Annotated in this window: 24 protein-coding genes and 3 pseudogenes; 13 read left to right on the top strand and 14 right to left on the bottom strand. The window is 52.1% G+C overall.

From position 1 onward, the window contains the following. Window positions 1-5: 5 nt before the first annotated feature. The 7 genes from E2566_RS14085 to E2566_RS14055 all read left to right on the top strand — a co-directional run bounded on the left by E2566_RS14085 (window position 6) and on the right by E2566_RS14055 (window position 6,770). Window positions 6-863 (top strand): ABC transporter permease, encoded by an 858-nt coding sequence (locus E2566_RS14085; RefSeq protein ID WP_107168463.1) that lies wholly within the window; start codon window positions 6-8, stop codon window positions 861-863. Beyond that, window positions 860-2,080: a M24 family metallopeptidase gene (locus E2566_RS14080; protein WP_107168464.1), complete on the top strand. Its 1,221-nt coding sequence runs from the start codon at window positions 860-862 to the stop codon at window positions 2,078-2,080. The genes E2566_RS14085 and E2566_RS14080 overlap by 4 nt, the downstream gene beginning before the upstream one ends. Further along, window positions 2,077-3,087: an ABC transporter ATP-binding protein gene (locus E2566_RS14075; protein WP_107168465.1), complete on the top strand. Its 1,011-nt coding sequence runs from the start codon at window positions 2,077-2,079 to the stop codon at window positions 3,085-3,087. The genes E2566_RS14080 and E2566_RS14075 overlap by 4 nt, the downstream gene beginning before the upstream one ends. After that, a complete protein-coding gene (locus tag E2566_RS14070; protein WP_107168466.1) occupies window positions 3,084-4,007 on the top strand; it encodes an ABC transporter ATP-binding protein in 924 nt (307 codons plus the stop codon). Before E2566_RS14075 ends, E2566_RS14070 begins: the two co-directional genes overlap by 4 nt. A gap of 59 nt (window positions 4,008-4,066) precedes the next feature. Next, window positions 4,067-5,569 carry an ABC transporter substrate-binding protein gene (locus E2566_RS14065; protein WP_107168467.1) on the top strand — a complete coding sequence of 501 codons (1,503 nt, stop codon included), beginning with the start codon at window positions 4,067-4,069 and terminating at the stop codon, window positions 5,567-5,569. A gap of 116 nt (window positions 5,570-5,685) precedes the next feature. Next, window positions 5,686-6,192 (top strand): CMD domain-containing protein, encoded by a 507-nt coding sequence (locus tag E2566_RS14060; RefSeq protein ID WP_107168468.1) that lies wholly within the window; start codon window positions 5,686-5,688, stop codon window positions 6,190-6,192. Further along, entirely contained in the window at window positions 6,189-6,770 is a 582-nt protein-coding gene (locus E2566_RS14055; RefSeq protein WP_107168469.1) for a peroxidase-related enzyme, read from the top strand. Before E2566_RS14060 ends, E2566_RS14055 begins: the two co-directional genes overlap by 4 nt. An 85-nt stretch (window positions 6,771-6,855) precedes the next feature. Here the strand turns inward: E2566_RS14055 and E2566_RS14050 are convergent, their stop codons facing one another. Then, a complete protein-coding gene (locus E2566_RS14050) occupies window positions 6,856-7,377 on the bottom strand; it encodes a 1,2-dihydroxy-3-keto-5-methylthiopentene dioxygenase (RefSeq protein ID WP_107168470.1) in 522 nt (173 codons plus the stop codon). Between the two features lie 289 nt (window positions 7,378-7,666). Between E2566_RS14050 and E2566_RS14045 the strand changes: the two genes are divergently transcribed. Beyond that, window positions 7,667-8,596, top strand: a complete 930-nt coding sequence (locus tag E2566_RS14045; protein ID WP_165800634.1) for a sugar ABC transporter substrate-binding protein — start codon at window positions 7,667-7,669, stop codon at window positions 8,594-8,596. A gap of 4 nt (window positions 8,597-8,600) precedes the next feature. Next, a pseudogene (locus tag E2566_RS14040) lies at window positions 8,601-8,783 on the top strand (ATP-binding cassette domain-containing protein); the annotation flags it as partial. On the opposite strand, the pseudogene E2566_RS21880 reads toward E2566_RS14040, so the two are convergent. Continuing rightward, a pseudogene (locus E2566_RS21880) lies at window positions 8,771-8,872 on the bottom strand (FGGY family carbohydrate kinase); the annotation flags it as partial. The pseudogenes E2566_RS14040 and E2566_RS21880 sit on opposite strands and share 13 nt — an antisense overlap. A 134-nt stretch (window positions 8,873-9,006) precedes the next feature. Further along, complete coding sequence (locus E2566_RS14030) at window positions 9,007-9,312, bottom strand: ArsR/SmtB family transcription factor (protein WP_165800631.1); 306 nt, start codon at window positions 9,310-9,312, stop codon at window positions 9,007-9,009. A gap of 87 nt (window positions 9,313-9,399) precedes the next feature. On the opposite strand from E2566_RS14030, the gene E2566_RS14025 reads away from it, so the two are divergent. Continuing rightward, window positions 9,400-10,488 (top strand): NADH:flavin oxidoreductase/NADH oxidase, encoded by a 1,089-nt coding sequence (locus tag E2566_RS14025; RefSeq protein ID WP_107168473.1) that lies wholly within the window; start codon window positions 9,400-9,402, stop codon window positions 10,486-10,488. Window positions 10,489-10,650: 162 nt separating this feature from the next. Here the strand turns inward: E2566_RS14025 and E2566_RS14020 are convergent, their stop codons facing one another. Next, window positions 10,651-11,577, bottom strand: a complete 927-nt coding sequence (locus E2566_RS14020; protein ID WP_107168474.1) for a LysR family transcriptional regulator — start codon at window positions 11,575-11,577, stop codon at window positions 10,651-10,653. Window positions 11,578-11,673: 96 nt separating this feature from the next. Between E2566_RS14020 and E2566_RS14015 the strand changes: the two genes are divergently transcribed. After that, window positions 11,674-12,282, top strand: coding sequence for a short chain dehydrogenase (locus E2566_RS14015; protein WP_107168475.1), 609 nt, complete (start codon window positions 11,674-11,676; stop codon window positions 12,280-12,282). Window positions 12,283-12,327: 45 nt separating this feature from the next. Continuing rightward, on the top strand, window positions 12,328-12,537 hold the full coding sequence (locus tag E2566_RS14010) for a DUF1471 domain-containing protein (RefSeq protein WP_107168476.1): 210 nt from the start codon (window positions 12,328-12,330) through the stop codon (window positions 12,535-12,537). A 57-nt stretch (window positions 12,538-12,594) separates the two neighbouring features. Here the strand turns inward: E2566_RS14010 and E2566_RS21875 are convergent. The 7 genes and pseudogenes from E2566_RS21875 to E2566_RS13980 all read right to left on the bottom strand — a co-directional run. Then, a pseudogene (locus tag E2566_RS21875) lies at window positions 12,595-12,800 on the bottom strand (IS4 family transposase); the annotation flags it as partial. Between the two features lie 319 nt (window positions 12,801-13,119). Further along, window positions 13,120-13,452 (bottom strand): EmrE family multidrug efflux SMR transporter, encoded by a 333-nt coding sequence (locus E2566_RS14005; protein ID WP_107168477.1) that lies wholly within the window; start codon window positions 13,450-13,452, stop codon window positions 13,120-13,122. Window positions 13,453-13,471: 19 nt separating this feature from the next. Continuing rightward, complete coding sequence (locus E2566_RS14000) at window positions 13,472-15,526, bottom strand: toxin-antitoxin system YwqK family antitoxin (protein WP_107168478.1); 2,055 nt, start codon at window positions 15,524-15,526, stop codon at window positions 13,472-13,474. A 208-nt stretch (window positions 15,527-15,734) separates the two neighbouring features. Then, window positions 15,735-16,652: an aminotransferase class IV gene (locus tag E2566_RS13995; RefSeq protein WP_107168479.1), complete on the bottom strand. Its 918-nt coding sequence runs from the start codon at window positions 16,650-16,652 to the stop codon at window positions 15,735-15,737. Between the two features lie 15 nt (window positions 16,653-16,667). Then, a complete protein-coding gene (locus E2566_RS13990) occupies window positions 16,668-17,480 on the bottom strand; it encodes an amino acid ABC transporter ATP-binding protein (RefSeq protein WP_107168480.1) in 813 nt (270 codons plus the stop codon). Between the two features lie 23 nt (window positions 17,481-17,503). Next, window positions 17,504-18,169 carry an amino acid ABC transporter permease gene (locus E2566_RS13985; RefSeq protein ID WP_107168481.1) on the bottom strand — a complete coding sequence of 222 codons (666 nt, stop codon included), beginning with the start codon at window positions 18,167-18,169 and terminating at the stop codon, window positions 17,504-17,506. A gap of 8 nt (window positions 18,170-18,177) precedes the next feature. Next, window positions 18,178-18,855, bottom strand: coding sequence for an amino acid ABC transporter permease (locus tag E2566_RS13980; RefSeq protein ID WP_107168482.1), 678 nt, complete (start codon window positions 18,853-18,855; stop codon window positions 18,178-18,180). A 150-nt stretch (window positions 18,856-19,005) separates the two neighbouring features. On the opposite strand from E2566_RS13980, the gene E2566_RS13975 reads away from it, so the two are divergent. Continuing rightward, window positions 19,006-20,415, top strand: a complete 1,410-nt coding sequence (locus tag E2566_RS13975) for an MmgE/PrpD family protein (protein WP_107168538.1) — start codon at window positions 19,006-19,008, stop codon at window positions 20,413-20,415. Window positions 20,416-20,450: 35 nt separating this feature from the next. On the opposite strand, the gene E2566_RS13970 is transcribed toward E2566_RS13975, so the two are convergent. The 3 genes from E2566_RS13970 to E2566_RS13960 all read right to left on the bottom strand — a co-directional run bounded on the left by E2566_RS13970 (window position 20,451) and on the right by E2566_RS13960 (window position 23,525). Then, a complete protein-coding gene (locus E2566_RS13970; RefSeq protein ID WP_107168483.1) occupies window positions 20,451-21,284 on the bottom strand; it encodes a transporter substrate-binding domain-containing protein in 834 nt (277 codons plus the stop codon). A 331-nt stretch (window positions 21,285-21,615) separates the two neighbouring features. After that, complete coding sequence (locus E2566_RS13965) at window positions 21,616-22,830, bottom strand: sensor histidine kinase (protein ID WP_107168484.1); 1,215 nt, start codon at window positions 22,828-22,830, stop codon at window positions 21,616-21,618. A gap of 5 nt (window positions 22,831-22,835) precedes the next feature. Beyond that, a complete protein-coding gene (locus E2566_RS13960; RefSeq protein WP_107168485.1) occupies window positions 22,836-23,525 on the bottom strand; it encodes a response regulator in 690 nt (229 codons plus the stop codon). Window positions 23,526-23,601 lie beyond the last annotated feature (76 nt).

Below are 23,601 nucleotides of genomic sequence, written 5' to 3'. Positions count from 1 at the left end.
CTACGATGACACCTTTTTTCTCTGCATTAGTACGACATCGGGCCGGATTATTCGGATTTACGCTGATCGTTATTTTGTTCGTGGTCGCCGTGTTGGGGCCTTGGCTAGGACTGCCTTCGCCGACCCAATCCAACCTGTTGATGAGGATGCAGCCGCCAAGCTGGAGCAGTTTTCTATCGGCGGGAGCGCATCCGTTGGGTACGGATGAGCTGGGGCGTGACGTACTGTCGCGAATTATCCACGGTAGCCGGATCACGTTGATGATTTCACTCATCGCGGTGCTGTTAGGCGGCGCGGTTGGTGTGATGCTTGGCATTATTGCGGGATATTGCGGCGGGATCGTCGATCGCATGCTGATGCGAATTGTCGATATTCAGCTTGCGTTGCCCTTGATGCTGTTGGCTTTGCTGGTGGTCGCCGCCTTTGGCCCATCGGTACAAAATCTGATTATCGTTCTGGCCCTCACCAGTTGGATTCGCTACGCCCGTATCATTCGGGGGCAGGTGCTGTCGCTGCGTGAACAAGAATTCATTCAGTCCGCTCACGCTATTGGTGCCAGCGGCTGGCGCATTATGTGGCGACATATTTTACCGAATGTACTGACGCCTGCGCTGGTGGTTGCGACGCTGGAACTGGCGCGCCTGATTATTATGGATGCGGCGCTGTCATTTTTGGGATTGGGCATTCAGCCGCCAAACCCAAGCTGGGGAAGGATGCTGGCCGATGGTCGTGTTTATCTCTCTTCTGCCTGGTGGATCGTGACATTCCCGGGGCTGGCAATCCTGTTTACCGTATTGAGCGTCAACCTCTTCGGCGACTGGTTACGTGACTACTTTGATCCAAAAATGAGGACACAACGATGAGCACCTCTCTGCATTCTGCTTCACCGATTTCTGCGGTTTTACCGCCGCGTATTGACCGGATCAAACAGGCGATGGCGGCAACCGGTGTGGATGTCATGGTGTGTTTCAAGCCTGAAAACAGTTTTTATCTCAGTGGCTTTAATCCGATCATCTATTCACATCCTGTGATCGCTATTGTGGCTACGGGCTATGATCCCATCATGCTGGTTCATGCGCTACGCGACGATCACGGTCGGGCGAGCGCCTGGGTGTCAGACATTCGTCTATATGGTGCCTGGTCAACCAAAGTCACGATGGGGCCGAACTGGTTGGATGCGCTGGTCTCGATCTTGCACGACCTTGGCGTTGCGGGAAAAACGATCGGGATTGAAGAGCACTTCCTGCCTATTCAGCGCTTTGGGCAACTGCGGCATGCCTTACCGCAGGCGACGTTTGCCGATGTATCGGTACTTATCGAGCGGGTTCGTCTGATTAAAGATGCCGATGAAATTGCACATGCACGCATTGCTGCACGGATTGCCGATCGGGGGATGGAGGCTGCGATAGATGCCATTGCGGCGGGAGGCAGTGAGCGCGATATCAGTATTGCTTCTATGCACGCGATGAACACGCACTGGGCGGCCCATTACCCGCAGGTAGAAGTTTGCGATTTTGGCTCATTGGAAGGCGGTGCGCAAAATGGTCTGTGGACTTGGGCGTTGGCGGGCGATCGCCTGTTTTACAATTGCGACAATCCTACGACGCGTAAACCCTTGCCGGGGGAAACGGTCGCGGTATTTATCTGGAGTATTGCCAACGGCATACACGCGGAAAACGAGCGCATCATCGCCTGTGGTTCGCTGCCAGATGCACACCGTCGCGCGATTGATACGATTCTGACGATTCGCGATGGGGTGGAAGCGAGCATTCGTCCCGGTACGCCGTATAGCGAGTTGTTCCAGCAGGTTAAATCTCAGCTTGAGGCCCATGGATATGGCAAATATATTCCCGGCCGCATTGGGCATGGTATCGGCATTGGCGCACATGAACACGCCTCACTGGATGCGCAGTCACCGCTGATTTTGGAGCCGGGTATGATTTTTACCTTCGAGCCGAATTTGCGCATTCCCGGCATCGGTGGCACCCAGATTTCGGACACCATTCTGATTACTGACACCGGGCATGAGTACCTGACACAGTCTACCGGTGGCTACCTTGAAGTGGCGATTCCCTCATGACGACGCTGCTAGAGGTCAAAAATCTTACGGTAGCGTTTGACACCGCCAGAGGCCCGGTGCAGGCGGTGAATAATGTGTCTTACTCGCTAAAACAGGGGGAGACGCTGGGGATTGTCGGCGAATCTGGTTCTGGAAAAAGCGTGCATGCGTTGGCGATGACGGGGTTAATCGCTTCGCCGCCGGGGCGGATCGTTAGCGGTGAAGTACTGTTCAACGGGCGCGATTTGCTGAAGCTGTCGAAACGAGAAATGTTAGATCTGCGGGGAAAAGAGATCGGGTTTGTGTTTCAGGACCCGATGACCTCGCTGAATCCGGTGCTTACGGTTGGTCGGCAGATTGCCGAACCGCTGCGTCGGCACCTCGGGTTGTCGGCTCAGGCTGCGCGTTCACGGGTAGTGGAACTGCTGGAGGTGGTGGGCATCCCATCGCCTCACCGGCGCTTGGATCACTATCCGCATGAATTCTCCGGCGGGATGCGGCAGCGCGTCATGATTGCGATTGGTGTCGCCTGTAATCCAAAACTGCTGATTGCCGATGAAGCGACGACAGCGCTGGACGTGACCATACAGGCGCAAATTGTGGATATGGTGCGCGGTCTGAAGGAGAAGATGGGGACCACGGTCATTTGGATCACGCATGATATGGGCGTGGTTGCCGGTCTGGCAGATACCGTGCAGGTCATGTACGGCGGCAGAATTATGGAACGGGGGCCCGTTGAGGCGATTTTCAGCGATCCGCGCAGCGCCTATACTTGGGGTCTGCTCAAGTCGTTACCCACGCAGGCTCGGCGCGGTAGCGGTCGCCTTTATCAAATCCCCGGCAATCCACCCGATCCATCGTCATTGCCTTTAGGCGATCCTTTTGCCCCGCGTAATCCCTTCGCGACCGCTCGCTGCTTGAATGAGGTTCCCCCGTTGCTGCCTGTGGCTGGTAGCGTTCCCGGTCATCAGGTCGCTGCCTGGTACGATTTACCTGCCTTGCTCGCCCAACAGGAGAAGATGCCATGAGTGCGGTTATCCAACAGGCGCCACCGCTGGTTAGCGTCGAAAATTTGTGCAAAACCTATGGGGAGACGCGCCGACGGCTGGGAGCAAACCGCACACCGATCAAGGCGGTCAATAATGTCAGTTTTGCGATTCGGGAAGGCGAAACGCTAGGGCTGGTGGGCGAATCCGGTTCAGGAAAAAGTACGGTTGGGCGAACGCTGTTACAGCTTGATACGCCGACTCATGGCGACATTTTTTTTCGGGGACAAAACATTACCGGTCTATCGCCGCGTCTCCTGAAGCCCTATCGGCGTGAGATGCAAATTATTTTCCAGGACCCTTACTCATCGCTGAATCCCCGCATGACGGTGGGCGATTTTGTGGCCGAGCCGCTGATTGTTCATCAATTGGTGAGCAATCAGCGAGAGCGGCAGGAGCGCGTAGCGGCACTGTTTCGTCAGGTGGGTCTGGAACCGGGGTTTATGACGCGTTTCCCTCATGAATTTTCTGGCGGGCAGCGGCAGCGTGTGAGCATTGCGCGGGCGATTGCGCTGCGTCCACGTTTTATTGTGGCAGATGAGCCGATTACCGCGCTTGATGTGTCGATTCAGGCACAGATTGTGAATCTGTTTCAGGATTTACAAGATGAACTGGGGCTGACCTATCTGTTCATTGCGCACGATCTTTCTATGGTGCGTTACCTCTGCCACCGGGTTGCCGTCATGCTGCGCGGATGTATTGTTGAAATTGGCCCCACGGAGGCGATTTTTAACCATCCCCGTCACCCCTATACCCAAGCCCTGCTGTCGGCGATTCCGATTCCTGATCCGAGAATTGAACGCCAGCGTCATCCGCTGGCATTTGATGTGAATAAAAACATTCCCCCTGAACAAGCGGTATTGCAGGCAGTAGGGCCGGAACATTTTGTTCTTTCCCAATAACATCGCAGGTAATGCCTTGTTCTTATTGAATAACCATGACATGACGGAATGGAGCAAAAATGACTAAAAAATTAACGCGGTTGCTGCTGGCTTCTGCGATCGGTACTGCTCTTTTGACGGCTTCGGTATCTACCTATGCAGAAACCGCCAACATTGTATTAAACACCACGGTAAACACCTTTGATCCTCATATGACGGCGTCGGTGGGGAGCGATCTGAGCGTACTGAGCCATATTTATCCTGCGCTGCTATTACGCGGTCCAGACCGTAAATTACATCCTGAACTGGCAACGTCCTGGAAGGCGGTGAATGATACGACCTGGCGCTTTACGCTGGTTTCCGGTGCTAAATTTGCCAATGGTGAGCCGCTGGATGCCGAGGCGGTTAAATGGAATCTGGATCGCGTTCGCGATCCGAAGGTTAACGCCCGTATTAAAGCATGGTTCGCGCAGGTGGCTGACGTGAAGGTGATTTCACCAACCGAACTGGAAGTGAGCACCGCCTCACCATACCCTAGCCTGGCCGATCAGATTTCCATGTTCCTGCTGTTACCGCCAAAGTGGGCCAGTAGCCACAATCCGGCAACGGAAACCTTGTCCGGCGGCCGCTACACGTTGGTGGAGAATGTTCCTGGCGACCATATTACGCTGAAAGAAAATGCTACCTACTTCGGCCAGAAACCGGCATTTGATACGGTCATCTTCCGCATTATTCCCGAACCTGCTAGCCGTATTGCCGCCCTGTTAGCAGGGGAAGTCTCGCTGATTACGGCGATTCCCACCTCTGAAGTGGAGCGGGTGAATAAGAGTGGGAAAGCCGAAGCCGGTTCGCTGCCTTCCATGCGCAGCGTCATGATTAAGTTCAACACAGAGAAAGCACCGTTAGATAATAAAGCGGTGCGGCAGGCGTTAAATTACGCCATTGATAAGGAAGGGATCTCGACGGCGTTGTTTAACGGTCAGGCCGCCGTTTCACAATGTCAGGTGCTGACGCCCGCTTACTTTGGCTACAACCCGGATTTGCAGGCGTATGCCTACGATCCGGAAAAAGCCCGTGAGCTGTTGAAAAAATCGGGTGCCGACCTGTCTAAACCGATTGCGCTGGATGTGCCTACCGCGACCTATTTACAAGGTAATGAAGTGGCACAGGTTGTGGCTGCACAGCTGACGGAGCTGGGGCTGCGTGTGTCCATCAATGAGATGGAGTTTAGTAACTACATGAACAAATATCTCAAGACTCACGACCTGGCACAAACCTCTTTGCTGGCACAAGCCTGGCCGACGCTGGATGCCGATGGTCTGCTCACGCTCTTTGCCCCCGGTAATAATTATGCCTATTGGAATAACACAGCCTTCGGTCAGGCATTGGATAAAGGGCGTGCCAGCCTCGATCCTGCCGTACGGCTTGCCGAGTATAAAAAAGCGACGCAAATCATGTGTGATGACGCCCCCGCGATTTTCCTCTATGCCCAGCCTAGCACCTACGGCGTGGCAAAAGCGGTGCATTGGGATAAACGCGGTGACGACTGGGTGCGCGCCTTTGATATGGCGCCCGTTAAATAGACCCCGTATTTTTTCGCCCGCCATCTGGGGACGGATGGCACGACGCGGGATGCTCAGGGAAAGGCACTGTGGCTCCCGTGTTGGTACGAATTTCTCTCTTAAGGAAGACTGTTGTTATGAACGATCCGGTCATTGATACGGTAGATCATTTGGCAAATCTGGATTCGCGCGGCGAGACGTTCGCTGTTCGCCGCTTGCGTCCTGAGTATGTTGCTGGCGTTGAGCAGTGTCGGGAGAGCGTATTACACCCTGATGATAATTTGCACCTTTCTGCCGTTTTACGTACCGCGCTAGCGGTGCGTATGGCTCGCGTAGTCGGCAATCACGCGCAGGCAGCGCATTATCAGCAGCGGCTTTGCACCTATAACCCTGATGCGTTGCACCAGCGAATCGCGCAGGGAGAGGCGTTTTTGCAGGGCGACTCGGCGTGTCTCCAGGCCATCGCCCACCATTGTGACCGTGTGACGGTCTTCCCTTCACAAAGTCGTCGTGACGATATCGAGCAGCTTAGCGATGCGGGGCTGACGCCTGCACAGATTGTGGCGTTGTCTGAATTGATTGCGTTTATTAATTTTGAGGCCCGGGTAATTAGCGGGCTGGCACAGTTGGAAGCGTTATTATGAGCAGCACCGGCGTTAAAATTAACATCAGGCCGTTAACGTGGTTTCCGTATCTTGAACCTGTCGCGCTTGCGGAGGCGTCGCCAAAACAGCTCGCGGCAATGCAGGTCACACCGTCCCAGAGCAACGTTTCACCGTATGTGAGAACGCTGGTACACGATCCAGAATCTTATGTCGCCCGCACAACGCTGTTCAATGCCATTATGTACAGTGAAGGAGGATTAGGGCGCGCCGAACGAGAACTGGGAGCGTTGGTTGCCTCGGCCGTCAATGGCTGCGCGTATTGTGGCTCGGTGCACGCTCGGCGTTATGAAGCGCTCTCTGGTCGTAACGACGTCGTGAGCACGATTTATACACAGGGTGTCGGGGCTGTTTTTGACGACAACACGCAAGCACTGGTGGATTTTTGCCGGGCGTTATCGCAAACCCCTATTGCACTGGAAGCGCGGCATATTCAGGCGTTGCGTGAACGTGGGTTTAGCCGGGCAGATATCGTCGACTTAATTCATTCTGCCGCTATTTTTGGTTGGGCAAACCGTCTGATGCATACGCTGGGGCATGCTGTGGCGTCAGTTCGCTAACCGGGGACCATACTGCGGTGGCGTGTCCCGGTTTTTCCTGATCTGAGCCACGAGGCAACCTGATGGTGGAAGGGGGTTTCGCTGCTTAGTGAAACGTCTCCCGTCCGGTAAAGTGCCCAACCCAGCCTTCTGGATTGGTAAAAATACGGATCGCGACAAAATCAGGAAATTCACCACAGTCAAACCAGTGCGGCGTGTTAGCGGGGACGCGTAAGAGATCGCCTGCTTCACAGGTCAGTTGGAAAACCTGCTCGCCAATCGGCACGAAGAACGCACCGCTGCCACGGACAAAAAATCGCACTTCATCTTCGCTATGGGTATGTTCCTGAAGGAATTTTTCTCGTAGCGCCTTTCTTTCTGTATGGTCTGGCGTCAGGCTGATCACGTCGGCGGAGGTGTAGCCTTCTTGCTGCTTAAGCCGCTCAATATCGGCATGATACTGCGCCAAAATGGTTTCGCTGCTGGCACCGAGCGGAGGCGCTTCTGTCTGCCAGTGTTCTAATTGGATTCCGGCGCTGGCAAGCAGTGCAGCAATGTCATTAAACGCGGTGAGCTGCTGAGTAGGCTGTGTAATGTGCGGACGGTGGTAAATCGCGAGTGTTGTCATGTCTGCTTTCCCTTGAATATAGAAGAACCTTAACCATTCCTTTTATAGGGATAAAAAGCAAGATGCTTTTTTTATAACTTATTTCTTAAAATTCAATGAGTAAAAATAATAACACCAGCTAAACAAAGCTATTTCCATTTAATCACTAGCCATTATCATTTTTGTTATTTCGATTTAACTTTTCCCGTTGCTAATCTCTTTCACTGCTAATAATTTTATAAAAATCGGGATGAAAATAATGAACACACGCTTTTCTCGTCTTGCCGCATGCGTGCTGGTAGCGGGGGTCATGGCCTCGGCTCAGGCGGCAGAAGAGACACTGTCGCTGAAGGGAAAAACCATCGGTGTTGCCGTGGTGGGGACACAGCATTTTTGGGATCGTGAGGCTTACAAAGGCGCAACGGAGGAGATTGAGAAACTCGGAGGGCAGGTTGTTGGGGTGGATGGCGGACGGGATAATCAGGTGCATGCCAATAATCACGACATCCTGCTGGCGCGTAAGGTCGATGCGGTGATCAGTATTCTCGGCGACAGCGCAGTAGAACCAAAATTTAAAGCGCTGCGTGATGCGAAAATTCCGGTTTTCACCGTCGATCACGTATCGTCTTACTCCATCAATAACACCACGTCGGATAACTACGCGATTGGATCGACGATTGGTCGCTACACGGCGGACTCTCTGGGCGGAAAAGGCAATATTGCCGTTTTCAACGCGTTCTCCAACGCGCTGAGAATTTGCGGCATCCGCTATGATTTGTGGAAATACGTCCTGCAAGATTATCCGGGGATTAAAATTATTCAGCCTGAGCTGGCCGAACAATATTCCAACTCACCGGAAGATGCGCGCAAGAAAACCCTTGAGTTGCTGAGTCAACATCCGAAAGGCACGCTGGATGCCATTCATGTTGCCTGCTGGGATCAGCCCGCCATCGGCGTGGTGCAGGCACTGGAAGAAACCGGACGTGACAAGGATGTGAAAGTGACGGCGATTGATGCCGGGCCAGAAACGCTGGAAATTATGGCGGAGAAAGGCAGCCCGTTTGTTGCCAACGTCGCGCAGCAGCCGCGCCTGATTGGTACAACATCGGCGAAAAACGTCGCACGCTATTTTGCAGGCACCACGCTGCTGCCGCAGACGTTTGTTCCGGTGCTGCCGATCAAAGGGGAGGCAGAAGCCAAAGCGGTGTATAAGCAGCTTGGCTATGGCGAACTGAAATAAGTCTATGGCGGGATATGATTCTACTCCGCCGCCATCCGGCGGCGGTCTGGCAATGACGCACATCAGCAAGCAGTTTGCAGGAATCTCCGCACTGGATAACGTATCGCTAACGGTTCGGCCAGGAGAAATTCTTGGCCTGATCGGGGAAAACGGTGCTGGAAAATCGACTTTAATCAAAGTGTTGGCTGACGCAATCTGAAGCTCGTTGAAATCGGCATCGAATAACACCGATTTGACCTTGGAGGTCCCGATATCAATGCCAATGTAGTAATCCATCCGATTCTGATCCTGCCTTGTAAAACCCGTATCAGCATCAGAATAATGGAAAAGTGGCGGCCGCTATATTCATAGAAATGCAAAGCAAAGCATCAATTTTGGAATAGCAGAAAATGTGGAGTAACGGAAAGAATTTACTCTATAGGTTGAGACAGAATGGCGTCGAGCAGGCCGGGGAAGCGCTGTTGCATTTCGCTGCGGCGCAGTCGGTTGATGTGTGTGGTGCCGCTGTTGCTGGTATGCAGCAGGCCTGAATCGCGTAACACGCGAAAATGGTGTGACACGCTGGATTTTGGGCGACCGCCATCGAGTTCGCTACACGTCGCCTCTTCTTGTACGGATAAACAGCGCACAATCGCCAGACGCAACGGATCGCTCAAGGCATACAGGACGCGCTCAAGAGTAAATTCTTCAGGAGAGGGGTGCTTAAAAGGTCTCATGGGTGAATTATAGCGGTAGGGTTGTCTAAAATCCATTGTTCGATTAATATCGAAATATCGAAGTAACCAGACAAGGTAGGAAATGTTATGTCCGCACTGTTTCAACCCTTCAAACTGAAAGACATCACGCTACGCAACCGCATTGCCGTTCCACCCATGTGTACCTATTCCGCGGACGATGGCCTGATCAACGAATGGCATCAGGTGCATTATGCCTCGCTGGCACGCGGTGGAGCGGGGTTGGTTATCGTGGAAGCGACGGCGGTGGCTCCCGAAGGCCGTATTTCCCCGCGCTGCACTGGAATTTGGAATGATGAGCAGGCACAAGCGTTTGCCAAAGTCGCCAAATCCATTAAAGATGCAGGCTCTGTACCGGGTATTCAGATTGCGCACGCCGGACGTAAAGCCAGTGCCAACGTACCTTGGGAAGGTGATGACCATATCCCCGTGGGTGATTCGCGCGGTTGGCAGACGATTGCCCCTTCCGCAGTGCCTTTCGGTGCGAATTTGCCCAAGCAGCCGCAGGAAATGACGCTGGAAGATATCGCTCGCGTTCGTGATGACTTTGTCGCTGCCGCTCGCCGTGCGCTGGATGCTGGGTTTGAATGGCTGGAGCTGCACTTTGCTCACGGCTATCTGGCACAGAGTTTCTTCTCTGTTCACTCTAACAAACGTGACGATCGGTACGGCGGCAGTTTTGGCAACCGTAGCCGTTTCCTGCTGGAAACGCTGGCTGCCGTTCGCGACGTTTGGCCACAGCATCTGCCGCTGACCGCCCGTTTCGGCGTGATTGAATTTGACGGCCGTGATGAAGAAACGCTGCAAGAATCCATCGAACTGACGCGCCGTTTCAAAGCTGCTGGGTTGGATATGCTGAGCGTCAGCATCGGTTTCTCTACGCCGGAAGCGACTATTCCGTGGGCTCCGGCCTTTATGGGACCGATTGCTCAACAGGTGCGTGAGCAGGCCGATCTTCCTGTGTCCTCTGCCTGGGGCTTCGGGACGCCGGAACTGGCTGAACACGCGGTGGCATCGGGGCAGTTGGATCTGGTGATGGTAGGAAAAGCGCATTTGGCGAACCCGCACTGGAGCTATCAGGCCGCACGCGAACTGGGCATTGAACGCGCCTCGTGGACGCTGCCAACGCCGTACGCTCACTGGCTGGAACGTTATTAATCACCGATCAGTATCTTTGTGACATTGATGTATGTCCGACTGAGGGTGCCCAATCGTTGGCACCCTCAGCACTTTGTTTGTTGCGGATTCAGTCGGAACAGTTTGAAAACTAGAACCTCGCTTCGTGCCGGGCCCACATTAGGTGGGTCTATCACCATCGGTTTACGAATCAGCAGAAAGATATTTAATCGATATGCCTTCCTGTTGACTGGAAATTTTTTTAAGGTGGACTTCAAGTTTTTGAGTAAGCCACTTTCTTAACGGATTCCCTTGGCTCTTTCTATGCCATGAACATGATATATCGAATTTTTCAGGATTATTTCCATGGGGAATGATTCTGAATATTGGATTTTTAGCAATTGCAGAAGGTATAAAGGCCACCACATCATTAATCGCCATAAATGCGGGCAATGTCGTGTAACAAGGTAATGTTGCGAGGATATTATTTCCGATACCAGCCTCTTCAAAGCATTTGTCCACAATGTCTTCAATATTACCTGGCCCTGTCGAAAATCTGACAGCGGGTAGCGAGCTAATATCGTTGGGTTTATTAAGCAAGGAAGACTGCCGAACGACGCAACTGTAATGTTCTGTGAGTAATTTCTTTTGTATCAGTCCATCATCAATATGATCGGAAAAACCAATGACCATATCAACATCACCGCCAGCTAGAGCATTAGCATGATTCTTTGAATTGAAGTCACTGACTTCAAAATGGAGGTTCGGAACCTCCATGCGAAGGGATTGGAACCAGGCTGGCAGTATAGTTAGCTGGGCATATTCATTCGCCATGATATTAATAGCTTTGTTATAGTTTTGTGGGAGGAATTCCACTTCACCTGAAATACTGTCAAACGCATGAAGAATATCTCCAATCTTATCAGCCAAATCTATAGCGTAATCAGTAGGCTGTAAGCCCGCGTTTTTGCGTAAGAAAATCTCAACCGGGAAGAAGCTCCGTAGCCGTTTTAAATATGCGCTCACCGCCTGTTGGGACATATCTGTTTTCAGCGCGACTTTTGAAACGTTTTTCTCCTGCGTCAACAACATGAACATTCGCATGTGCTTGATATCGAGACCATCAATCATTTAGTTGTATCTCATACAATTGATAACATATATACATTGTATCACTTGGGTCATAAGATTTCACTCGTTTCCAACAACCCTTGAAGAGTGAACGCAATGAAAAAAGTTATCCTGATTGGTGCACAAGGCAAAATGGGCCAGGCAGCATTGAGCGGTCTTAAAAACCACGAAGTGATTACGGCCAGCCGTTCTGGTGAAGGTTGTGATCACCAGGTGGATATTACCAGTACCGTATCCCTAAAAGCCTTGTTTGAAAAAATCGGTAAGTTTGATGCCGTGGTGAACACTGTTGGTTACTGCGAATATGCCGACTTTACCGACATGACCGAAGAACAATGGGAAACCACTATCCAGAGTAAAATGATGGGGCAGATTAATCTGGTTAAAGTTGGTCTGGATTACATTAATGACAAAGGCTCCTTTACACTGATTTCTGGCATCCTGAATGTTAAGCCGATCCCGATGGCTATCGCTGATGCCACTACCAGTGGTGCAATTGATACGTTCGTAAAATGCGTAGCTCATGAACTACCACGCGGTGTGCGTATTAACGTAGTGAACCCGACCGTACTTGAGGAAGCATGGGATGTTTACGGCGAAATGATGCCTGGTTTCCAGCCGGTTCCGAGTGCGCTTGTTGGTAAAGCTTTTGAACGCTCCGTTGATGGCTTCATTACCGGACAAGTTCTGTTTGTAGACGCATAATACTTCGCCTTTGCGTGATGAAATTTAATTAAAGAGATAATATGTATGAAAAAGTTAGTTCTGACTTTTACTGTCATCCTAATGTTGCCTTTTTCGGTTTTCGCAGAAAGTATTACTGCTACAGCTTCAACCCTTGATGAAGCGGAAAATATCATATGCACAAAAGCTGAAAAATTAGGTTCAGGTTATAAAATTATAAGTGTTCGTTCTAAAAACGATGTTTATATAATTGCAAGACTTGTCCCTAAGAAATAATTAACGTTATGTCGTTAAAGACCCGCCTTGGCGCTGAGAGATCCCCATAAATCAGCGCTAATAAACCATAACCCTATTTCGGTATGCTTTGGCAAGGTGGTCAAGAAGGGTGTCTAACTCCGTTCGTGTTAAAATTAGCGGAGAGTGTCGTAAGATATTCTCCGCTAATGTCAAACATAATATCACGCGTCGCGATTTAACATTTTTGGCCTGTGTCTCAAATGTAATCCTGTATTTTCAGAATAATAGCCAATCAGCCACAATGTTGATGAGAGGTGAACTCAATTAATTGATCGCACAATAAGTAGAACGCATAACTCTATTCCTATCGATAGATGTATATACCCGTCATACTTCAAGCTGCTTGTGCGTTGGCCGCCCTTACTCACCTCAGTCACTTACTTGTGTAAGCTCCTGGGGATTCGCTCGGTTGCCGCCTTCACGCAACTCGAATTATTTAGGGTATGCATCATCATTTTTCCCAACAAAAGGTTTTCTTTCACTCAGTCCACACAATCCCTAGCGGGATCTTAAATCTGAGAGGCTGCTGAACAATACCTCTGAACTACCACATAACTTCACTCAATGCGGTGCCACTTTCGAAAAGATATTAATCACCAGCACACCTGCGCAAATCAGCACCATCCCCAGTATGGCCGGCAGATCCAGCTTCTGTCCGCTGACCAACCAGCCGAGCAAACTGATCAGCACAATTCCCGCACCTGACCAGATGGCATACGCTACCCCGGTAGGAATGTGTGCCAGTGTCTGCGCAAGCAGATAGAACGCGGCGGCGTAGCAAGAGATTGTCCCCACGGAGGGCCATAAGCGGCTAAACCCTTCAGAGTATTTCATCATCGTTGTACCAATCACTTCAGCAACGATGGCCAAGCCAAGAAGAATATAGGTGTTCATAGCCGTTTATCCATAAAGATCAGCGCTCATATTCCCATTTCGGAATCACACAGCCGTTAGGACCAGGGGCGGTCTGTTTTCCATTCTCATCAAAACGGGTTTCACATTTTGCGGTCAGCCTGCCATCTTTCCAGATTCCGCTGCTTTTGACTTTGCCATCGGGGTAATAACAGGCGCTTTCGCCCTGGCGCAGCGCGCCCTGATAATCTTTGTACTCTTTACCATCGACCACCAACGGTTTGAAACCCTGCGCGCGGCTAATGCATTGCATCTGGCCGTTAGGGTAATAGCTGATTTGGGTGTAGCTGTCATCGGTGCCGATACGCGTTTCATCCTGACGTTGGCCGTTGGCATACCAGGTATTATTGGTTTGCTGGTGATTAAACAGATAATCGGCTTCGGTGAGCGGCGTGCCGTCAGGGTTGAAAGTTTGCTGTTTGCCGCAGTAGCCGCGACCGCTCATCGACAGAGGGCAGTAATTACGCTCGGTAATTTTGACACCAGCAGCGGTGAATTCCTGCATTAGCCCAACTTCATCACCGCGATCGTAGGTCGATATGGACTGCGGTTTTCCGTCAGGGAAATTATAGCGATACAGGCCGTCGAGTTCGCCATTGCGGTAACCACGATCGGCGCGCAGAGTGGTGCCATCGTCATAATATTCAATTTCACGACCCTCCAGTTTGCCCATGACATAGTCAGCCTGATAAACCATTTTTCCGGCCGCGTTAAACTTCTGATACACACCGTGAGGAAGATTATCTTTATAATGAATGAGTTGTGTCAGGCGACCTTGCTTATCACTCCAGCGTAGTTCTCCCTGCTTTATGCCAGCGATCAGTTCGACCTGCTGGATTTCGCCGTCAGCCGTCTTTAGCTTCCACATCCCGTTAGCCACGCCTTTCACAAACGGGCCTTCGCCGTTTTCGGTGATCCACCTGCTTTCAGGTTGGTCATCAACATAATCGCCCTTCGAGCGCAGCACGCCCGCCAGACGGCGCTCGCTGGGGCCATGACGTTGGCCATTGAGGTAAGTATCGAAGCCACTCAGCTCTGGTGTTATGCCACCCACGCCGTCGGTTATCTCCCAACGGCCTTCGCGCTCACCGTTTTTCATCAATCCCGTTGCCGTTTCTTGCTCATCGCTGATGATCCACTGGCCTTGCTGTTGTCCCGCTATATAGCTACCTGAACTAGCGAAGTTCTCGCCGACGGTGGTCCATTTTCCGTCAGGAACGCCATGTAGGAAAAAACCTTTTACTAAGCCATATTGCGGCGAGTAATAGATATAAGGCCCATTCTCGCTGCCGCTGAATTTAGCTGGGTCAGCTTGCCAACTGATGGCTGTCGCGCGAAATCCGGGTGTTGCGCTGTCTTCCACGCGACGGAAGGTTACGGTAAGAAATAAACCGTCTTTTTCCGCGAAGGTTTTTTTATAGGCGTAGACGTTGTCTGCTGGCTGTTTCGCAGCATGAGACGGTGTGCCATCGTCAAGATACCAGCCGACAACGTCGCCCTGAGTAAAGTCGATGTTATCGAAATCGTGATTATCGAACGTAGGGTACTGCGCGCTGTAGTCATAAGGTGGAAGCTTGGCGAGGGCGCGTTTTATCGACGTTGCATTGAGATCCTTATTCTCGTGAACCAGCTTGTCCAGAACCGGCTGTAAACTCAGTACCGGAATATAGCTGCCGTCTTCAATGTAACGCCAACTGCGCAGGGCGAACTTGCCGTGGCTTTTACTTAACACCAGCGTGATTTGACCCGCCTTATCCACGTCGGCATAAAACACGGACTCGATGGTGGAATCGGGGAAGGTACCGAGCAGGTGGGGAAGGTGATCGACACTGTGATCCTCTTCGCTACAGAAGCAATAATAGCCTTTGACCACCTGGTTTTCCTGAATGAAAACCAGCAGGGCGCTGCTGTCGCGTGCGCCCGAAATGATCGGATGTGCCAGCGTTTTTCCTGCATAAAAAGGAGGTGGGGTGTCATCCGGGGCGGCGATAGCCGTACTGACCCCTATGACCATATTCAGTAGTAGGATGCCAAACAGTAACTTTACGACTTTCATTCCCTGACCTGCTCCTTTGAAAAAGAGCGCATAGGTTACATGAAATGTTTCTAACGGTTAATATTTCGTTGAATCAATTCGTTGTGGGCTATCAGACTTAATCGCATTCTAATACACAACACGGTCAGATTAAGTCTGAGCCAATACATTCCTTATGCAGCACTGACTTTAGCGGCATCGTCATGGCTATCATGACGATACGTCTCAATCACTGCGCGTGTAGATACGCCTCATACCAGCGGCTGAGTTGTTCGGTAACCGGGCGATGTTCGGCGCTAAACAGGTGGCCATCCAGCGCTTTTACCGGGGTGATGCCTGCCAGCGTGCCAGTCACAAAGGCTTCATCGGCGGTGAGCGCTTCTGCCAGCGTAAAATCCTGAGTCTTGACCGTGAGTCCGTTGGCGTGAGCAAGATTGATAAGGGTCTGGCGAGTAATACCGTTAAAGCAGTAACGCCCCGATGACGTCCACAGTTCACCGCGACGGACGATAAAAAAGTTGGTTGAGTTGCAACTGGCGACAAAACCGTATGGGTCCAGCATCAGTGCTTCATCGGCTCCTGCCTGCAACGCTTGTAGCAGTGCCTGAATAAGGTTAAGGCGGCTGTGCGAATTGAGTCGCAGATCGAAGACGTCCGGTGTACTGGTGCGGTAGGTAGAAGTAAACAACGTCAGCCCGCGTTTTTTCGCCGCCGTATCGACGACCTTGTACTCTGCCACGCACACGATGGTTGCGCCGCCGAGAATAAAGCGAGGATCTTGATTCGGGGTCTGCTTTTTCCCTCGGGTAATCATTAGGCGAAGATGTGCGCCATCGGTCATCCCATTGACTGCCAATGTTTTATAGAGAATATCGGTCAGCGCGTCCCGGCTATGGCCGATATCCAGTTGGATCGCCGCCGCACCCTCGAACAGGCGATCCAGATGGGCGTCCAACGCAATCAGGCGGCCGTTAACCAAGCGCAAACCTTCCCATACGCCGTCGCCGCACACATAGCCGGAATCAAAGATCGATACCACCGCGTTATCACGATGAACAAATTCTCCATTTACATATACCTGTACGTCGTTGTTACGCGGATCTTGCAAATAGGCCTGACTGCTTTGGTTGGATAATGTAGGTTGCATTATGCTGTCCCTGAATTAAAAAGCTCGCTCGGCAAAGCGGGCAAGAAAAGCCTGTGTACGCGGCTGCTGTGGATTTTTGAGTACCTGCTCGGCGCTACCCATTTCATGGATCACGCCATTTTCGATAAACACGACGCGGTTGGCGAAGTGATAGGCAAACCCCAGCTCATGGGTGACCAACAGGAGGGTACGCCCTTCCTCTGCTAACGCATGGATGGTGTGCAGCACTTCGCCTACCAGTTCCGGGTCCAGTGACGATGTTGGCTCATCGAACAGCATAATCTCTGGCGACATCGCCAGCGCACGGGCAATCGCTACGCGCTGTTGCTGCCCACCGGACAGATTGGCAGGGCGAGCTTGTTGCTTGTTACCTAGCCCGACCTTTTCCAACTGGGTTTTGGCGATGATATCTGCTTCATATCGCGGCATTTTCTTCACCGACACCAGCGCTTCACGCACGTTTTCCAGCACGGTCATATGGGGAAACAGGTTGAACTGCTGAAACACCATTCCTACGCGTTCCCGCACGGCGCAAAGCTGCTTTTCCGGATAGTCGCGCTGGCCTTGTGCATTGGTTTTTCCCAGCACGACGCCATCCAGTTCGATGGTGCCCGCGCTGGGTATCTCCATGAAGTTTAGGCAGCGTAACAGGGTGCTTTTTCCCGAACCGCTGCCGCCGATAATGGCAATTTTTTCGCCGCGTCGTACATCCAAATCGATGCCTTTTAGTACCTCAACGGCACCGAAGTGCTTCTGGAGTCCGCGGATACGCAGAGCGATATCTTCATTCAACGTACTGTTTTCATTCAAGGTAATAGTGTCACTCATAAAAAACCTGTTTCACCGTCAGGCTAAGGGGTTGAACGGAAACGACGTTCAAGTCGTGCGGCAAGGTAACTCCCCGGCCAGATCAAAACAAAATAGAGCAGCGCCACCACCGTCAGGATTTCCAGTGGACGATAATAGGTACTGCTCAGCAACCGTCCTTGGTACATCAGTTCGTTGACGGCCAGTATGGAAGCCAGTGAGGTCACTTTGGCCAGTTCGATCATCCGGTTGGTCAAGGCTGGCAGCATGTTGCGCAGTACCTGAGGCAGAACGACCCGCCGCAAGACTACGGTGTGCCGCATCCCCAACGCTTTCGCGCCTTCCCACTGTCCGTGGTCGATGGATTGCAGCCCGGCGCGGAAAATTTCGGTGCAGTACGCGGCGCTATACAGCGTCAGCGCCAGCGCCGCGGCGGCGAAGGTGCTGAACTGTATGCCGACCAGAACCGGAAAGGCGTAATAAAACCAGATCAACTGAATCAGGACGGGCGTATTACGGAATATTTCGACGAAGATTCTGGCAGGTAATGACAGCCAGCATTTTCCAAATACGCGAAAAATACCGAAAGTCAGCCCGAGTATGGTTCCCATCACACCGGCCAGCAGCCACAGCTCGAGCGTGACGCCAAGGCCTTTCAGCAACACCGGAATGTTGTCCCAGACCAGCGAGAAATCCCATTGATAGTGCATGATGTTCCTTACGCGAGCCGACGATCTGCCAGCGACAGCCGTTTCTCAATATGTTGACTGAACAGGCTAATCAGCAGCAGCAGGGTGAAATACATCACCGCCACCAGACTGTAGACTTCCAGCGGTCGGTAGGTTTGGCTGTTGATCTGCATCGCCTGATAAAGCAGTTCGCTGTAGGCCAGTGATGATGCCAGCGACGTGGATTTGATGAGTTCAAATGAACGCTCAATAAAGGGGGGGATCATCCGGCGTAACGCCTGAGGAAGAATGACCCGACGTAGCGCGGTTGATTTTGGCATACCGAGCGCTTTTGCCCCTTCCCACTGTCCCGCGTGAATCGAGGAAATCGCTCCCCGATAGACCTCTGCATAGAAGGCACCAGACTGTGCGGACAGCGCGATCACGGCGGCAGTGAAAGGTGAAAACGTTAACGGCGTAATGACGGGCAGGGCGTAGTAAATCCAGAAGAAATGCACAATCGCTGGCGTATTGCGATAGAAGCCAATCAGCACTACGGCGGGCAGGCGCAATAACCATCGAGGCGACATTTTCATCGCGGCAAGTACCATACCTGCCACCATCCCGATCAGGATGCTGGTGGCACCGATCTTTATCGTTCCCCATAGCCCCTCCAACAGCAGTTGGTGGTAAGGCCAGATGGCGGAAAAATCCCACTGATAAGACATAAAATAGCGCCCCTGGAAACAACGTAATTAGGAAATACATTTCTTATTTTGTTAGAACCGATGCATCTTAGCAGGTCGAAAAAATGATAAATAAATAATAAAACGTGGTGTTAATATTCCTTTTATTTATAAAAGAATGGCGGTATGCCGATGCCTCACGCTGCTGAACTCCCTCTGACGTTGCGACTCGCGACCTTTGTTCATCGATTGACGATTCAGGATATCCCCACCGTATTAAGAAGAAAGATCGTGCTGCATTTTATCGATAGTCTGGGCTGCGGCATTGCCGGGGCGAGCTGTCGGGTGGTGCAGAATTGCGCACGCGTCACCCGCCTGCACTATGCTGCTGGCAACAGTCCAATCTTGGACGGTGGTGCGCCGCTGGCGGCTATTGGTGCCGCGTTTTTGAATGCGACGGCGATCAATGCGCTGGATTACGACGACGGATATGAAGTTGCCGGTCGCGGCATGGGGCACCCCGGCGCCTCGCTGGTTGCCGCCGCATTGGCGGCCGTCGGTACGCGCTCGATCGACGGCGAAACGCTAATCTGTGCGCTGGCTGCGGCGTATGAAATCAATGGTCGGATCATTCAGTCTCAGCAACCGAGTCCGGCGCGTTTTCAGCAGGTTTATGGCGTGTGCCAGCACGAATCGGTAGGTGCAGCGGTGGCTTACGGGTTGCTGACGGGGTGTGATGCCGAAGGATTAGAGAACGCTATCGGATTGGCGGCGTCGTTGACGCCGTTGCCCAGCTTGCACAAATATAACTGGCAGCAGCGACCGCTGGTTTCCTTTAAGGATTACAACGCACCAGCCGCTGAGGCGGGTGTCCGTGGCGTTGAACTGCATCATGCAGGAATGATCGGCCCAAGAGATGTGCTGCCCGGCGAGCAGGGGTTCTGGCGCATGATGGGGTCAGATCGTTTTGATGAGTCGCTATTACTGACTGGGCTGGGCGAGCAGTGGGCGCTCCAGCACGCCAGTTTCAAAGCGTATCCTGCCTGTCGCTGGACACATACTGCACTGGAATCCTTCGAATGTGTACAGCACGAACGGGCGCTGGCACCGCAGGACATCGACGTTATTCTCGTTAAAGGCAGCCAGAGGCTAGCCGCTGACTTTATGGATAGGCGGCCGCAAAATGAAACGGATGCGCAGTTCAGCCTACCGTTTGCGCTGGCCTGTCTTGCCTACCGCATTCCGCGCCACCGCTGGAGTGCGGACGATACGTTAACCAATCCCACGCTTTTGGCGCTGGCAGATAAGGTTCACGTTGAGGTGTCTCCCGAGCTTGACCAGCTTATGGCACAGGCGCGCCGCCCGGTATTGCAGGTTGATGTTGTCATGAGGGGAAACGTTGTGGCAGGTGAACGCATTGCGTTTCCGCTGGGCTGCGCAGAACACCCGCTAACGGAAAGTCGCATCATGGCGAAATTTGCGGAGAATCTTTCGTCCCGACTTGCCCCAACAACGGTTGCGGAGGCAACGGCGGCGTTATCCGAACTGGAGCAATGTCAGGATGTCGCCGCGCTGCTGACCCCGCTGATGCAGACGTCCTGAATCCGTTCAGGACAATTCTGTTATCCGAATCCCGCTTATTTCCAGTCTTCTTTAATGACTGACGGCACTTTGCTGACGTCCACACCGCGCAGTTTGAGAGCCTGTTCATAGTAGTGCTGCGTCTTACCGGATTTATACAGCTTGGCAAACTGGTCATTCAGGAAATTGTGGAAGGTTTGGTCGGTTTCTTTACGGATTGCGCCGCTGGTACTGACTTCAATAATCGGCTTCGGCAGAATCAAATTGCCTTTGCCGACTTTAGCCTGTTGCAGCGCTAGAGCGGGATGGAAATACGACAGCGCATCGACACGGCCAGCATAGAATGCAGCTACGCCTTCGTCCATATTCGGGAAACGCACTAGCTGTGCTTTTGGCAGACGTTTGGTCAGAATCAGGTCTGGGCTGGAACCCAGCGTGACGCCGATTTTAACATCTTCACGATTGAGGTCGTCCCAGTTGGTGACGGCAATACCGTCGCGAATCAACACCCCTTGCGCATACCAAAAGAAAGGCTGCTCAGGGAAATCGACCGCTTTTTTCCGCTCTTCCGTCGGATCGAGCACCAGCATGGTATCGATCTGACCAGTCTGTAAGGCGGCGATGGCATTGCCCCAGGTGGTTTCCACCGTCACCAGCTTGACCCCCAGATCGTTTGCCAGCTCTTTACCGATGTTATAGCCGATGCCGTCCCATTCGCCGGTCGACGGATTTTTAAAATACCAGGGCTCGCCCTGTGCCACGCCGATGCGTAACTCACCGGTCTGTTTGATGTGTTGCCATGTCGAGGTTTGTGTGTCGGCGGCCTGGCTGAAAAAGGAAGCGCTAATCAGCGAGATCGCCATGAATACCTGGTGAAGTGAACGTTTCATTATAATTACCTTGGTGATTGAGTTTTAATCGAGGCGATATATTTCGCTCATGCAGAGTAGCGAAATACTTATAGCGAAATTAGTTCTTTTCGCCTTATCTCATTCCAGATAAATATAACGATTCATTGAGAGAGAAATCACGCTGGCGCGTGGTCTGCCTCGTGGTAGGGCGCGGCGTCTGGGGTTGTTCTGTTTATCTCATCAGGTAGCTGATGAATATGGCCGCTATTTTCCGTGTTTTCCCCCTGCGGCTGGGCATAGCAATAATTTCGCTATGCTTTTTAACTATTAGCAATTACTCATCATGCACCGTTCTTTCAGGTACCGTTTTTCAGGTACTACGAGGCAGCGTCATGATGATGACAAGTCCACCGTCATTGTTGAGATCTGCATAAATGGCGCCGCCATGTGCGGTGATAATGGCTGAGGCGATAGACAGCCCAAGCCCGCTGCCGCCGGAATGTCTCCCGCGTGAATGTTCGGCGCGCCAGAAGCGGTCAAAAAGCAGGGGAAGCGATTCTGCCTCAATTCCCGGTCCGTGGTCAGAAACCGTAATTTGCCAGCATGGCACGTTTTCACGCACCGCCATTTCACGAACGGCAATTTCACGTACCTCAATCGCCAGATAGCGGCCATCGCTGGCGTAGCTTAAGGCGTTTTCGATCAGAATGGAGAACACCTGCCCCAATCGTTCGCGGTCGGCAATACAGAAGTCATGTTGTTCGATATGCACATGGGTCTGAAACCCAGCCTGCTCTAGCTGAGGTCGATACCAGGTAAGCCGTTCAGTGACGATCTCGTCGAAATACAGCGGTGTTTTGACCAGTTGCAGTTGTCCGGCTCTGGCGAGTGAAAGGAAGTGCAGATCCTGAATCACGTGATTGAGCTGTTCGAGCTGTTTGATGACCATCGTCAGCTGCAATTTATCACGCGGGAAGACGTCATCAAGCATGCCCTGAACGCGCCCCATTGCTGCGTTTAGCGGCGTACGCAGTTCGTGCGCTAACGCCGCGCTGGATTCGCGCAGTTCCCGTTCGTAGCGCTCCAACTGCGCGGTCATATTGTTAAAGTCGTCCGCCAGCGTAATCAGCTCCATCGGTGCCTGCTCGACAAGCTGCGTGCGAGCATCGAAATTTCCCTGAGCGACGTCGCGGGCGGCGCTGGCGATATTGGAAAATTGCTGTGACAGCGGCCGCGCCCGCCATAGAAGCACAACTACCATGGTGGGCAAGGCGATAAGCACCATAATCGCCAGCACCAGCCAGTCGCTGTTGGCAATATCGGGTACAAAGAAATTCGAGCCGTAATACTGATAGATAATCTGTTGATAGCGAGGATTACCGTAATCTTCCTGTTTGCTTAACTGTTGGAACTCAACCCGCACGTCGTCGGGCATGTGTTGTTCGACATAGATATTGTAGGCGGCAAAGCGTAGCCACATCAGGGTGGCGATGATGAACAGGGCAGCGCACAGTAGAGAAATGATGCGAAAGCACAGCCAGTGCCACAGCGACATTTTTTCTGACAGGAAGATCGATTTTTTCATCAGGTTCACCGGAATCGATAACCGACAGAACGGACGGTGACGAGCACGTTGATGATATCGTACTGGTTGAGTTTCTTCCTGAGGTTGTGGACGTGGGTATCCACCACGCGCTCCAGCGCATCGCTTTCCGGCAGGCAGGCTTCCAGCAGTTCACCGCGAGTAAAGGCGCGGTTTGGCGCTTTAAGCAGCGTCACCAGAATGTTGAATTCGGTAGGTGTAAGATCGAGAATGACAGATTCAGACGGTGATAGCGCAATGCTGGCCGTCACGGAAGTCGGATCAACCGATAAATTTTCGAATGTCAGGATCGCCTCTTCCCGGATGGCGTAGCCGGTGCGTCGTAGTACGGCCTGCACGCGCGCCACCACTTCCTGCGGGTTATAGGGCTTGACGACATAATCATCCGCGCCGTAACGCAGCGCGCCGATCCGTTCCGGTTCATCGCCGATGGCGGTGACCATAATCACCGGAATATTACTGCGCTGCCGCAGGGCGGACAGCACCTCCGAACCCTTCATTTTCGGCAGCATCACATCCAGCAAAATCAAATCGGGTTTACTGGTCAGCGCCATGTGCAGACCCTTTTGCCCATCAGACGCGATAGAAACCTGATAGCCATCACGCCGCAGATAAGCCTCAAGCACGCTGGCGGCATCCATATCGTCTTCAATAACCAACACCCGTTTTTCTGCCATCACAACCTCTTGATGAAATCTTAAAAAACCACAAAGCATTTCTTGATTAAGCGTCAGCATAATTCGTCACGGTGCT

The sequence above is a fragment of the Pectobacterium punjabense genome (genome assembly GCF_012427845.1).
Lineage (GTDB): Bacteria > Pseudomonadota > Gammaproteobacteria > Enterobacterales > Enterobacteriaceae > Pectobacterium > Pectobacterium punjabense.
This window is presented reverse-complemented; position numbering and strand designations above follow the sequence as displayed.